Origin of the sequence: Bradyrhizobium sp. LA6.1, from assembly GCF_040547805.1 — a bacterium.
Taxonomy (GTDB): domain Bacteria; phylum Pseudomonadota; class Alphaproteobacteria; order Rhizobiales; family Xanthobacteraceae; genus Bradyrhizobium; species Bradyrhizobium barranii.
This window is the reverse complement of the sequence record NZ_JBEPQK010000019.1, coordinates 40,868-53,349: the sequence shown is the minus strand read 5'-3', so window position 1 is coordinate 53,349 and position 12,482 is coordinate 40,868. Positions and strand designations below refer to the sequence as shown.

General features: G+C 65.4%; 10 protein-coding genes and 1 pseudogene. 3 read left to right on the top strand and 8 right to left on the bottom strand.

Annotated features, from left to right (window positions below; genetic code table 11):
- Nucleotides 1–122: 122 nt before the first annotated feature.
- Nucleotides 123–989: a DUF3280 domain-containing protein gene (locus tag ABIB99_RS34740; protein WP_354124202.1), complete on the top strand. Its 867-nt coding sequence runs from the start codon at nucleotides 123–125 to the stop codon at nucleotides 987–989.
- 14 nt (nucleotides 990–1,003) lie between these two features.
- Here the strand turns inward: ABIB99_RS34740 and ABIB99_RS34735 are convergent, their stop codons facing one another.
- Genes ABIB99_RS34735 through ABIB99_RS34725 form a run of 3 tightly spaced genes read right to left on the bottom strand, consistent with a single transcriptional unit; the run spans nucleotide 1,004 to nucleotide 4,040 of the window.
- The gene (locus tag ABIB99_RS34735; protein WP_354179989.1) at nucleotides 1,004–2,035 is read right to left on the bottom strand and encodes an L-idonate 5-dehydrogenase; all 1,032 of its coding nucleotides are present in this window, start codon (nucleotides 2,033–2,035) and stop codon (nucleotides 1,004–1,006) included.
- A gap of 25 nt (nucleotides 2,036–2,060) precedes the next feature.
- Entirely contained in the window at nucleotides 2,061–2,828 is a 768-nt protein-coding gene (locus tag ABIB99_RS34730) for an SDR family oxidoreductase (RefSeq protein ID WP_354179987.1), read from the bottom strand.
- A gap of 12 nt (nucleotides 2,829–2,840) precedes the next feature.
- Nucleotides 2,841–4,040, bottom strand: a complete 1,200-nt coding sequence (locus ABIB99_RS34725; RefSeq protein WP_167768060.1) for a mandelate racemase/muconate lactonizing enzyme family protein — start codon at nucleotides 4,038–4,040, stop codon at nucleotides 2,841–2,843.
- Between the two features lie 174 nt (nucleotides 4,041–4,214).
- Here ABIB99_RS34725 and ABIB99_RS34720 point away from each other — a divergent pair, with 174 nt between their 5' ends.
- The gene (locus ABIB99_RS34720) at nucleotides 4,215–4,982 is read left to right on the top strand and encodes a GntR family transcriptional regulator (protein ID WP_028152288.1); all 768 of its coding nucleotides are present in this window, start codon (nucleotides 4,215–4,217) and stop codon (nucleotides 4,980–4,982) included.
- Between the two features lie 25 nt (nucleotides 4,983–5,007).
- A complete protein-coding gene (locus tag ABIB99_RS34715; protein ID WP_063982669.1) occupies nucleotides 5,008–6,372 on the top strand; it encodes an MFS transporter in 1,365 nt (454 codons plus the stop codon).
- 46 nt (nucleotides 6,373–6,418) lie between these two features.
- Here the strand turns inward: ABIB99_RS34715 and ABIB99_RS34710 are convergent, their stop codons facing one another.
- The 5 genes and pseudogenes from ABIB99_RS34710 to ABIB99_RS34690 all read right to left on the bottom strand — a co-directional run bounded on the left by ABIB99_RS34710 (nucleotide 6,419) and on the right by ABIB99_RS34690 (nucleotide 12,308).
- On the bottom strand, nucleotides 6,419–6,652 hold the full coding sequence (locus ABIB99_RS34710) for a hypothetical protein (RefSeq protein WP_071912960.1): 234 nt from the start codon (nucleotides 6,650–6,652) through the stop codon (nucleotides 6,419–6,421).
- A gap of 97 nt (nucleotides 6,653–6,749) precedes the next feature.
- On the bottom strand, nucleotides 6,750–8,000 hold the full coding sequence (locus ABIB99_RS34705) for an arsenic transporter (RefSeq protein WP_354179983.1): 1,251 nt from the start codon (nucleotides 7,998–8,000) through the stop codon (nucleotides 6,750–6,752).
- Nucleotides 8,001–8,025: 25 nt separating this feature from the next.
- Nucleotides 8,026–9,311, bottom strand: a pseudogene (locus ABIB99_RS34700) (MFS transporter).
- Nucleotides 9,312–9,379: 68 nt separating this feature from the next.
- Nucleotides 9,380–9,820 carry an EamA family transporter gene (locus tag ABIB99_RS34695; protein ID WP_063982673.1) on the bottom strand — a complete coding sequence of 147 codons (441 nt, stop codon included), beginning with the start codon at nucleotides 9,818–9,820 and terminating at the stop codon, nucleotides 9,380–9,382.
- 10 nt (nucleotides 9,821–9,830) lie between these two features.
- Nucleotides 9,831–12,308, bottom strand: a complete 2,478-nt coding sequence (locus ABIB99_RS34690) for a PAS domain S-box protein (RefSeq protein ID WP_354179980.1) — start codon at nucleotides 12,306–12,308, stop codon at nucleotides 9,831–9,833.
- Nucleotides 12,309–12,482: the final 174 nt, after the last annotated feature.

Below are 12,482 nucleotides of genomic sequence, written 5' to 3'. Positions count from 1 at the left end.
AGCGCCGCGCTTACCGCGGTGCAACGTCGTGAAATTTTCCCGGCCTTGGTCGGGACCAGCGCAGCTGCATGACCTGAGGCTGCCGTCCAGATTGCGCCGCCGCTCCATCACACGAGGCCCGCATGCGCCGTATCAGCTTGATCCTCTCTGCTTTCCTCCTCTTCGTCCTCCCGGCGGCCTCTTCGCCTGCCGGCGCCGAGGATGCCATCGGCGTTGCCATGGACGATTTCAGCTACACCGATACGTCGGCCGAGCCGGCCAACCAGACCGCCGCCCACGAGCGGCGGCTGTCGGCGTTCATGGCCGCGCTCAGGCGGGATATCAGTGCGGACGGCCGCTACCGGCCAGTGCCGTCTGCCCAGGACGGCGCGGCATTCAAGGTCATCGGCGGCATCCAGAAGACGAGCACGCTGGTGCAATGGGCCAAGGTCGCCGTCATCGACGTCGGCGCCAAGAAGCTCGTGATGGACAAGCTCTACACCTTCCGCGGCGACAACGATGAATCATGGGAGCGTGCCGAGATTTTCGTGTCTCGCGAGGTCATGGCCGCGCTCGCCACGCCCGCGCCGGTCGCGCTGGCCGTGTTCGATTTCGAGCTCGAGGACACGACCGCCGCCTCGACTGGCACTTCAGCCACGTCGGATGCGTCATATCTGGCCGAGGTCACCGGCAGCGTGCGCGAGGCACTGGGCCAATCCGGCCGTTACCGCATCGTTGATGCCGGCGGCGAGGCGGTCAAGGCGCGCGCCTTGCGGGATTGCGACGGCTGCGAGGCGGCGATCGCGCAAAAGCTCGGCGCGGATCAGTCGTTGATCGGCGTGGTGCGGCGGGTCAGCCGCACCGAATACACGCTCGGCTTCCAGGTCCGCGATGCCAGGACCGGTGCGGTGCTGTCGCGTGGCGACAGCGGCCTGCGGATGGGCGCGGACTATTCGTGGAAACGGGGCGCGGTCCGGCTGGTCAGCGATAAGCTGATCGGGAGCCAGTAACCGCGATACTCGCCCTAGAACGTCAGCTGCACCTTCATCGACTGCGAGCGGTCACTGGCGAGTTCGAACGCGGCGACCGCGTTTTCGAACGGCATGGTGGCCGTGATCAGCGGTTTCACGTCGATCAGCCCTTCGCCCATCAGCCGCACCGCGAGCTCGAATTCGGGGTCGAAGCGGAAGGTGCCGCGGAGCTGCAATTCCTTGGCGACGATGGAGTTGATCGGCAGCGTCATCTCGCCGCCGAGACCGAGCTGCACCAGCGTCGCGCCGGGCCGAAGCACGTCGAGCGCGGTGCGAAGCGCGGCCTGGTTGCCGGAGGCCTCGAACAGGGTGTCGAACACGCCCTTGCCGGCGCGCCAGGGATCGAGCGCTGTGGCAGCGGTCGCGACATTGATGGCGTGGGTGGCGCCGAGCTTCTTTGCGACCGCGAGCGGCGCGTCGGCGACATCGGTCACCACGATCTCGGACGCGCCGCCGAAGCGCGAGACCAGGATCATCAGTGCACCGATCGGCCCGCAACCCGTGATCAGCACGCGCTTGCCGAGGAGGGGGCCGGCCTGCTTGCCGGCATGCAGGCACACCGCGAGCGGCTCGGCCACCGCAGCTTCCGCCAGCGACAGCTTGTCAGCAATCGGCACGGCTTGCGTGGCATCTACTGTGATGAACTCGCGAAAGCCGCCTTGGACATGGGGAAAGCGCATCGCGCTGCCGAGGAAGCGCATGTCGAGGCACTGGTTGCGCATGCCTTCCTGGCAATGCAGGCACTGGCCGCACGGTCTGCTCGGATTGACGGCGACGCGCGTGCCCGGCTTCACATTGGTGACGCCGTCACCGACGGCCGCGACCACGCCCGCGATCTCGTGGCCCAGCGCCATCGGCTGCTGGATGCGCACGACGCCGAAACCGCCGTGATGGTAGTAGTGCAGATCGGAGCCGCAGATGCCGCCGTTCGCAATCTTGATGCGGACTTCGCCCGGGGCGGGGGCTGGATCGGGATAGCTGTCGATCCGCAGGTCTTTCGGGGCGTGGATGACGACGGCGCGCATGGTCTCGTTCCCTTGGCTTTCGCGATTACATCGCGGCGATCATGCCGCCATCGACATAGATGATCTGTCCGTTGACGTAGGTCGAAGCATCCGACGCCAGGAAGATCGCCGCGCCCACCAGCTCGTCCGGCCTGCCCCAGCGCTTGGAGGGGATGCGGCCCATCAGCCAGTTGTTGAAGTCGGTGTTGTTGACCAGCGCCTCGTTCATGTCGGTCAGCATGTAGCCGGGGCCGATCGCGTTGGCCTGGATGCCGTGCTGGGCCCATTCCACCGCCATCGAGCGGGTCAGGTTCTTGATGCCGCCCTTGGCCGCGGTGTAGGGCGCGATGGTGGGGCGTGCGAGCTCGCTGCCGAGCGAGCCGATATTGATGATCTTGCCGTGCTTGCGCGGGATCATGCGCTTGCCGGCCTCGCGGCCGATCACGAAGGCGCTGGTGAGGTCAGTCTCGATCACCTTGCGCCATTCGTCGGTGGTGAACTCGACCAGCGGCTTGCGGTGCTGGATGCCGGCATTGTTGACGAGAATGTCGACGGCGAGCCCTTCGCGGTCGAAGCGCTCGAAGGCGGCGACGATCGCCGGCTCGTCGGTGACGTTGAACGCGGCGCCCTCGGCTTGATGACCGGCGGCGCGAAATTCGGCCACGGCCTGCTCGACGCGCTTGGAGTCGACGCCGTTGATGATGATCTTGGCGCCGGCCTTGGCCATGCCCTCGGCAATGGCGCGGCCGAGCCCGCGGGAGGAGCCGGTCACGAGCGCGGTGCGGCCGGAAAGGTCGAAGAGGGCGGTGCTCATCTCAAGAAATCCTCAGACGTTGGAGCGGCGCACGGTCAGATCGGAGCGGTCGAATACGGCGGGCAGAAGGTCGACGCCGAGGCCGGGTCCTTCCATCGGATAGACAAAGCCGTCCTTGATCGTGGGCATCGTGGTGACGAGCTCATTGTACCAGCCCCTGTAGAAGGCGCGTACCGATTCCTGGATCAGCGTGTTGGGCTGGCTGAACGACATGTGGATGGCGGCGATGAAGCCGATCGGGCCGATGCAGTCATGCGGCGCAAACGGGCGGTGATAGGTCTCGGCCATCGCCGCGATCTTGCGGCCTTCGGTCAAGCCACCGGTCCAGCACAGATCCGCCATCACCACATGCATGGCGTCGCGGTCGAGCATGTCCTTGTAGGGAAAGCGCGAGCCCAGCGTCTCGCTGGCGCAGACCCAGACGTCGGTCGAGCGGGCATATTCGGCCAGGGCCTGCGGCGAGTTCATCCGGATCGGGTCTTCGTACCAGGTCGGCTTGTAGGGCTCGAGCGCGCGCGCGATCTGCTTTGCGGTCGGCAGGTTCCAGAGCGAATGGAGCTCGACCATGATCTCCATCTTGTCGCCGACGGCCTTGCGGATCTTCTCGAACGGTTCGATCGCCCGCTTCATCTGGGCTGCGGTGATGTAGAGGCCCTTGTTCTCCTGTGCCGCCGGGTCGAACGGCCAGATCTTCATCGCGGAGATGCCGCTCTCCAGCAGGCTTTCGGCCAGCGCGTCGGCGTGGTGCATGAAGCCGTCGAGGTCTTCGTAGGGGCCTTTGGAGGCGCCGAGATTCCAGTTGGCGACGGGGCTGATATTAGTGGAGCGGACATATTGGGTGCCGGCGCAGGTGTTGTAGATGCGCTGCTTGTCGCGGCAGAGGCCGCCGAGCATCTGGTGCACAGGCTGATTGCAGACCTTGCCGAACAGATCCCATAGCGCGATGTCGATTGCGGAAGCTGCGCGATACTCGACGCCGGTCGAGGACTGCGCCATCGGCAGGTTCAGCATGTCGCGGTGGATCGCCTCGATGTGTAGCGGATTGCGGCCGAGCAGGCGGCCGGCGAAGGTGTCGTGGATCTGCGCTTCGACCGCGCCCGCGCCATAGAAGGTTTCGCCGAGACCGATCATGCCCGTGTCGGTGTGAACGCGCACCCAGATGACGTTGGAAAATTCCTCGGTGCGCAGCGTCTCGATTGACGTGATCTTCACGGCAACAATCCTCCCATCACAGGCGCCTCGCGCCTGACGTCTCATTTCGCACTGCAACATGTTGCAGGTCGCGCGAACGTCTTACGCCTGCTTGTAATATATCACAACATGTTTTAAGGGTCCCACAACTAAGGCGCCACCCAGCAATGAGAGCGCGGTTGACAGGAGGACGACATGGCACGGCGCAAGCGCGCGCTCGAGGTGGTGAGAAACGAGGACGACGGCGAGGGCAAGCCCTCCCGGCGCAACCGGCTCAACTTCTTCGAGCTGGCTTACCAGAGGATCGAAGAGCTGCTCGTCCATTGCGAGCTCAAGCCCGGACAATTCATGACGATGCTGGAATTGCAGCACATCACCGGCTTCGGGCGCACACCGGTGCATCACGCCGTCAATCGTCTCTCCGCCGACACGCTCATCATCATCCGTCCGCGCCACGGCCTGCACATCGCGCCGATCGATCTTGCGCGCGAGCGGATGCTGCTGGCGTTGCGCCGCGACATGGAGCGCTTTGTCGTGCGGCTCGCGGCCGATCGCGCCAGCCTGTCGCATCGCAATCAGGCGCTGCACATCGAGCGCCTGCTGCGCGAACGCCGCGCCACCCTGACCCTCGACGAATTCAACAGCATCGATCGCCGCATCGACGCGCTGGTGCTGGAAGCAGCCGGCGAGCCCTTCCTGGTGCACACGCTGCGGCCGTTGCACACGCTGTACCGCCGCATCGGCTACATCCACCATCGCTTCATGCCGGGACAGGCCGAACTGTCAGGCACGATCGATCGCCACCTCGCCATTCTCGTTGCGGTCGCCGGTCGCCATGTCGAGGACGCCGTGAAGGCGAGCGATGCGTTGATCGACTACATGGACCACATGTTCACGGGCATGGAGGCGGGGATCGATCCGCGCCTGCTCGATTGCAGCATCGAGCCGCTGCTCGGCACGTAAGAAAGTTTTGAAGAGAGGACCAAAGATGTTAACGACGGCGATGCCACAACCGACCGCGAGCGAAGCCGCGGTCCGCTACCTCATCACGAACTACAGTCCCAAGGGCAACAAGGTCGGCTGGCTGATGATGGCCTCGATCCTGGTCGAAGCCTGGGATCTCTATTCGATCGCCTTCGTGCTGATCTTCATCAAGGAGCAGTACAATCCCGATCCGCTGATGCTCGGTCTCGCTGCAGCCGGCACGCAGGGCGGCGCCCTGATCGGCGCGCTGCTCGGCGGCTGGCTCTCCGACAAGATCGGCCGCCGCGTCATGTTCCTGGTGACGATGGTGCTGTTCATCGTGCTCGCGCTGGCGCAGGCCTTCGTGCCGAACGTGACCTGGCTCATCGTGATCCGCTTCCTGCTCGGCATTCCGCTCGGCTCGGATATTTCGACCGGCTACACCTACATCATGGAATCCATGGCCAAGGGTGAGCGCGAGGTCATGGGCAATCGCTGGCAATTCATGTTCGCCGTCGGTGAAGTTCTCACCATCGGTGTCATCGTGATCTTCCTGCTGATCGACATGCAGCACGAGATGCTGTGGCGCGTGACGCTCGGTCTCGGCGCGGTGCCGGCGCTGATCATCCTGATCATGCGTCACGACGTGCCGGAGACGGCGGTGTGGCTGGTGCAGAAGGGACGTTACCGCGAGGCCAAGAAGGTCGCGCGCGAGATGTTCAACGACAATCTCGACATGTTGCCGGATCAGGACGTGAAGGTGCCGAAGGTCAGCACACGTGCCTTCATCGCCGACCTCAGGAAGGACCCGATCCGCTGGCGCGCCACGATCTACGGCTGGATCGCCTGTTTCGCGCAAGGCAGCGAGTTCTCGACCTTCGCATTCTATCTGCCGGTGCTGTTCGTGATGGTCGGCGTGTCGAGCGTGCTCGGCATCAACCTGGTGACGATGGCGCTGTTCTCCTTCGCGGCCCTGTCCGGCTGGGTCGGTCCGCTGCTGACGCCGAAGATCGGCCACCGCGGCATCTCGATCGCCGGCTTCAGCATCGTGCTGGCTTCGCTGCTGGTTGCTGCCTTCGCGCTCTACACCGACAACAAGATCCTGCTGCCGTTCGCGGCGGCCGCCATGTTGTGGGGCCACTACTGGGACGCGTCGAACTGCATGACGATCCCGACCATGGTTGCGAAGCCCAAGTATCGCGGCACGGCCAGCGGCTTCGCCTACATGTTCGTGAAGTTGCCGTCGTTCCTGGCGATCTTCCTGTTCCCGACGGTGTTCGCAGCGATCGGCCAGGCGAATGCCACGCTGATGGTCGCGATCTTCCCGCTGATCGGATTGCTCGCCGCAATCTTCATCCTGCCGGAAGTCTACGGCTACGAAAACGACTAACGCGTTGCCCGGTCGCGGCCTTGTGGCCGCGATCGGGCTTTTCCCGCTACGGGCTCAGGAAGACGGGATTGATCCCGGACCCATGGCCGAGCAGGCCGATCGCCTGAAGCTGGGCGCTGTGGAGGTCGATCTCCACGATCGCGAACAGGGTCAGCAGCACCACGACCGAGACGACGAGCAGGGGGTGGAATGTCCCGCCACCTTGTTCCGGCGCGGTGAAGCTCCGAAACGACCGACGCAGGGAAAAACTCTGCGGCAATGCCTTTGACTGAATCTGCATGATGGACCTCCGTGCCGCGCCGTATGAGACTGCGCGACGCGAAGAAGCATAGGTCCGGCTTTGGCGGCGACCTTGATGCGCCGCAAATTGCGCGAGATTACCAGATCGCGGCCGCAAGCGCTGCGATCAAGGCGGGGGGCGTCACCAGCAGGCCCAGCTTGAGGAACGGCCAGGCGCCGACCTCGATTTTTTCGCGGCGGAGCGCGACCAGCCACAGGATGGTCGCGAGCGAACCGGTGATCGAGAAATTCGGTCCCAGGTCGACGCCGATCAGGATGGCGCTGACGACCGAGGTGGGCAGGTGATCGGCGGCCACGATCGACCCGGCGACGAGGCCGACCGGCAGGTTATTGGCAATATTGGTGGCGATGGCGGTGGCGATCCCAACGCTCCAGCCGGCCCCGGGTACGGACTGCGCGACGGCCTGGTGCAGAAGTGCGCTGAGATGGCCGATCACGCCAGTCTTCACCAGTGCTTCCACCATCACGAAAAGCCCGCCGACCAGCGGCAGCACGCTCCAGGACACGTGCTTGAGCACCGGCATGGGCGACTGACGGCTGAGCAGCAGGACGAGGCCGGTCGTCACGGCGCCGCAGATGAAGGTCGGCAGGCCAAGCTGCTTGTCGAGCGCGGAGGCCGTGATCAGCACGACGCCGATCGCAGCAATGCCGATCGCGGTCAGCTTGCCGCCGCGGCTAAGCACCTTGTGCGGCACGCGGCGCTCGATGATCTCCTGTTTCAGCGCGCGATGCTGGGTGATGCGCAGTACGACATAGGTCAGCACGATCGAGGCGAGCGAGGGCAGGGCGAACTGACGCAGCCATTCGGTCAGATGCGGCATGCGCGCGCCGAACACCACGAGATTGGCGGGGTTCGAGATCGGCAGCACGAAGCTTGCGGCGTTCGCGATGAAGGCGCAGACGAACAGATAGGGCAGCGGCTTGGCGCCGGCCGCGCGCGTCGCGGCGTAGACGGCGGGCGTCAGCACGATCGCGGTGGCGTCATTGGAGAGCAGCACGGTGACGACGGTGCCGACGAGATAGATCAGCAGAAACAGCCGCTGTGGCGAGCCGGCTGCATATTCGACCGCGAGGGCGGCGAGATAGTCGAACAGGCCTTCGAGCCGGGCGAGCTCGGCGATCAGCATCATGCCGATCAGGAAGAGATAGACGTCGACGCCTTTCTCGATGCCTGTGAGCGCGTCCTGCCACGGCAGGAGGCCGAGCAGCACCAGGGCGCCGGCGCCGATCACGGCCCAGATCGCCTCGGGCAGGCGAAAAGGCCGGATGATGACGCCTGCGGTCGCGGCGACGATGATGCTCCAAGCCCAGATGGCGTCAGACGGCACGTTCAGTCCTTGATGTTGGGTCGATTCATTCGGCAGCGATAACCGATGCTGGAGCCGCTGTCTTCCCCTGTGCCTGCAAGGTGCCACGCCGGGTCTCGGGCAAGGCGAGGAGGCAGACGACGGCGCCGATCGCGGCGACCGCGCCGAGCGTGATGAACGCCGCGCTGTAGCCGGCGCCGACCACGACGAGGCCCGCAAGCGTCGTCGATAGCGCCGCGCCGATGCTCTGGGCGGTGATGATGGCGCCCTGCGCGACGTTGAAGCGGCCGGTGTTGCGCATGAGGTCGGCGACGATGACGGGGAAGATCGCGCCAAAGATGCCGGCGCCTACGCCATCCAGAAGCTGCACGCCGACCAGCCAGAACGGATTGTCGGAGAGCGTATAGAGCGCGCCGCGAATGGGCAGGATCAACAATGCGGCGAGGAAGAAGCGCTTGTGGCCCCAGCGGTCGGCCTTCGCGCCGACCAACATCGCGAACGGCACCATCACAATTTGAGCTGCGACGATGCAGGCCGACATCAGGCTGGTGCCCATGTTCTTGTCCTGCAGCGCGAGTTTCTGCCCGACCAGCGGCAGCATGGCGGCGTTGGACAGGTGAAACAGCACGACGCAGACTGCGAAGACGAGGAGGGGGCGGCAGGTCAGGAGCACCGCGAGACCTGAGGGCTGTTCCGGCCGGTCACCGGTATCGGCGTCGTGCAGCCCGCGCGCGAGGTCGTGGTCGATGCGTGAGCGGGGATCGCGAGAATGCTCACGAGGCTCGCGACCGCCATGGCAGCGAGAAGGTAGAACACGACGGTCGGGCCGAACCAATAGGCGGAAAGTCCCGCCAGCCCGGCGGCGACTGCATTGCCGGCGTGATTAAAGGTCTCGTTGCGGCCGATCCGCCGGGTGAAGGCGGCATGACCGAAGATGCCCAGCGAGACGGCGGCGATCGCCGGCGGAAAGATCACTGCGGCGGCCTGCGCGATGCCTTGCGAGACCGCGACCGGCAGGAAGGCGGGAAACAGCGGCAGCGACAGTGACGCCAGCGTCACCATGATGGCGGCGATGACCATCGCCAGCCGCTTCGCCCGCGTCGCATCGATCAGCGCGCCGGCCGGCGTCTGCGCCACGATGCCGGCAATGGTCGCAATCGACATCACGAGGCCGATGCGTGCCTCGTCCCAGTGCTGCTCGGTGAGGAGATAGACGGCGAGATAGGGCCCAAGCCCGTCGCGGACGTCGGCGAGGAAGAAGTTGGCCGCATCCAGCGCGCGGCCGGCGCGTCCCGTCTGGTCGGTGGGGTGATGGGGGGCTTGGCTCGACATCGGTCTCTCGATCGAGGCTGGGAAGCGACCGGCCAGAAACCGATCTCACGCCACCTTTGTTCCGCCCTTCAAAACTTCACGGCCAGCAGCACCGCGCCGGCGCCGATCATGGCGATGCCAAGCCAGCCCTGTCCAGTCGGACGCTCGCCGAGAAAGGTGAAGGCGAAAAGGGCTACCAGCACGACGCTGAGCTTGTCGATCGGCGCCACCAGCGTCGCGGGGCCAAGCTTCAGAGCACGGAAATAGCACAGCCAGGACGCGCCGGTCGCGAGCCCGGACAACACCAGGAACAGCCAGGTCTTCGACGAGACCGCCGACGGCACCGCGAATTGTCCGGTGAAGAACAGCAGCACCGAGAACGCGAGCAGCACCACGATCGTGCGAATGAACGTCGCCAGATCCGGATTGATGTTCTCGACGCCGACCTTGGCGAAGATCGCAGTCAGCGCCGCAAAGCAGGCCGAGAGCAACGCCCAGGTCTGCCAGGCTGAGAAGAGGGCGGGTTTCATCGATTATTACTCACCTTGCCGCCGCCAACTTCTCCGTGATCGCCTTGCGCAGGATACGCGACAGCGATTCCACGGAGTACGGTTTCTGGATCAGCTCGAACCCGCGATGGGCGTTCTCGGCGAGGACGTTGCTGTAGCCGCTGGTGAGCACGACGGGCAGGCCCGGATAGCGCTCGCGGATGACGCCGGCGAGCTCGACCCCGTTCATGCCGGGCATGATGACGTCGGAGAAAACGAGGTCGACGGCGAATTCGTTCTCGCCGAGAATGCCGAGCGCCGCATTGGCGTTGGCGACCCGGCGGACGACATAGCCGAGATCTTCCAGCAGCTCGGTCGAGAACTGGCCGACGTCGTCATTGTCCTCGACCACGAGCACGCGATAGCCGCGCCCGGTGGTGGCGGCCTCGCTGGTCAGTGCCGCAGCGTCCTTCTCCGCGGCGGGACTGTGCGCCTGCGGCAGGTAGATGGTGAAGGTCGCACCTTCGCCGCGCGTGCTCGTCACCGCGATGTCGCCCTCGGACTGCTTTGCGAAGCCGAAGGCCTGGCTGAGGCCGAGGCCGGTGCCCTTGCCGACCTCCTTGGTGGTGAAGAACGGCTCGAAGATGGCGTCGATGTTTTCAGGGGCGATGCCGCTGCCGGTGTCCGCAACCGAGATCGCGACATAGTCGCCGCCGCGCGCCGACTGCGCACGCAGGCTCGGGATGCCCGCGACCTTGCGCACGGCGATGGTGAGGCGGCCTTCGCCCTCCATGGCGTCGCGGGCGTTGATGGCGAGGTTGATCAGCGCGGTCTCGAACTGCGCGATGTCGGCCACCGTGAAGCAGTCGGCATCGTTCACCTCGACGGCGATCGCGATGCGGCCGCCGACCAGTGGCCGGACCAGTTGCGCCACGGCCTCGACCTGGCTGCCGACGTTGAAGATCTGCGGCTTCAGCGGCTGCCTGCGCGCAAAGGCCAAAAGCTGCGCGGTGAGCTTGGAGGCGCGCTCCACGGTGTCGGAGATGGCGTCGACATAGCGGCGGCGGCGTTCTTCCGGCAGCTCGCGGCGGCGCAGGAAGTCGGTCGCGGAGCGGATGATGGTGAGGAGGTTGTTGAAGTCGTGGGCGACGCCGCCGGTGAGCTGGCCGATCGCCTCCATCTTCTGCGACTGGCGCAGCGCTTCCTCGCCGCGACGGCGCTCGGTGATGTCGACGGCCTCGGGCACCGCACCGGTGATATTGCCGTGGCGGTCGAGCACCGGGCGCATGCCGAAGTCGAAATCGCGCTCCCCGATGGGCAGGCGCAGGCGCATCTCCAGCCGCACCGCTTCGCCTCTGAGCACGGTGTCGAAGGCCTTGCGCACGGTTGCGCTCATGCCGTGGGTGCCGGTGAACCACGGCGTGTCCCAGAACGGCTTGCCGATCACGTCCGCGGCGCTCGCCTCGATGCCGTCGAGCGCGGTCTTGTTGGCATAGAGCAATTCGCCCTCGAGGTTGACCAGGCCCTGATACTGGTTGCTGGTCTCCAGGATGGCGCGCAGCCGCGCCTCGTTGGATTCGAGCTGGGCGGTGCGTTCCACGATACGCTCTTCCAGCGTCTCGTTGAGTTGCCGCAGCTCGATCTCGGCCTGCTTGGCGACGGTGATGTCGTGGGCGACGCCGATGAAGCCGATATGCTTGCCGGTCGGGTCCCAGCGCGGCTGCGATTCCGAGCGCAGCCAGCGCCATTCGCCGGATGCGTCCCTGTAGCGTGCCTCCAGCACGAACGGTTTCAGCGATGCTTCGCCCTGGACCGATTGCTGCAGCACATGCGGCAGGTCGTCGGGATGCAGCACCTTGCGCCAGTCGAAGGCGATCGCCTGGTCGTAAGGCAGGCCGACGAAGTCGACATAGGCCTGGTTGGCGAAGGAGCGCGTGCGGTCGAGCTTCGTGACCCAGATCGGCACCGGCGCGCTGTCGGCGATCAGCCGGAAGCGCTCCTCGCTCTCGCGCAGCGTCTCGCGCGCGAGTGCCTGGGCGGTGATGTCGATATGGGCGCCGACGAGGCGAATGGCGCGGCCGTCACTGTCGCGCTCGAACTTGGCGACGACGCGGATCCAGCGGGTCTCGCCGTCGTTGGGGCGGATGATGCGGTATTCGGCGGTGTAGTCTTCGTTCGTCCCGGCCAGCGCATCGAGGAAGTGCTTGACCGCGGCGTCGCGATCCTCGGGATGGATGCGGTTGACCCAATCCTCATGCGACTCGTCGGTGGCATCCGCCGGCAGCCCGTGGAGCATCAGATATTCCGGCGAGCGGCGGTTCTTGAAGCCTTCGCGGAAGTCGACCTCGAGGCCGCCGACCTTGCCGATGCGCTGGATACGCGCCAGCTCTGCCTCGCGCTCCTGGAGCGCGTGATAGGCGTTGTCGCGCTCGCGCGCGATCTCTTCGAGGTGCTGGCGCAGCCTTTCGGCGGCGGTGGTATCGGGCAAGGGATCGTTCAAGGTGTCGGCCGTTGTGATGCAAGAGCGCACGTGCCGGGCCGATATTCCCACAGACAAAGCGTGATAGCCATTACTCAAAAGGGGATAAGGACGGAAAGGCGCCACCGATCGCAGGGGCGGGTATGAACGAACGCCCGGTCTGGCTATTTGTTCCCGAATGTTGGAACGATGAGCCCCCGGGCGCGTATTTGCGAGGCGCCGCAA

Bases quoted from the DNA above. Each gene is read 5' to 3' on its own strand.
- ABIB99_RS34740 (WP_354124202.1), top strand. From the start codon at position 123: ATGCGCCGTATCAGCTTGATCCTCTCTGCTTTCCTCCTCTTCGTCCTC.
- ABIB99_RS34720 (WP_028152288.1), top strand. From the start codon at position 4,215: ATGGCACGGCGCAAGCGCGCGCTCGAGGTGGTGAGAAACGAGGACGAC.
- ABIB99_RS34735 (WP_354179989.1), bottom strand. From the start codon at position 2,035: ATGCGCGCCGTCGTCATCCACGCCCCGAAAGACCTGCGGATCGACAGC.
- ABIB99_RS34730 (WP_354179987.1), bottom strand. From the start codon at position 2,828: ATGAGCACCGCCCTCTTCGACCTTTCCGGCCGCACCGCGCTCGTGACC.
- ABIB99_RS34715 (WP_063982669.1), top strand. From the start codon at position 5,008: ATGTTAACGACGGCGATGCCACAACCGACCGCGAGCGAAGCCGCGGTC.
- ABIB99_RS34695 (WP_063982673.1), bottom strand. From the start codon at position 9,820: ATGAAACCCGCCCTCTTCTCAGCCTGGCAGACCTGGGCGTTGCTCTCG.
- ABIB99_RS34710 (WP_071912960.1), bottom strand. From the start codon at position 6,652: ATGCAGATTCAGTCAAAGGCATTGCCGCAGAGTTTTTCCCTGCGTCGG.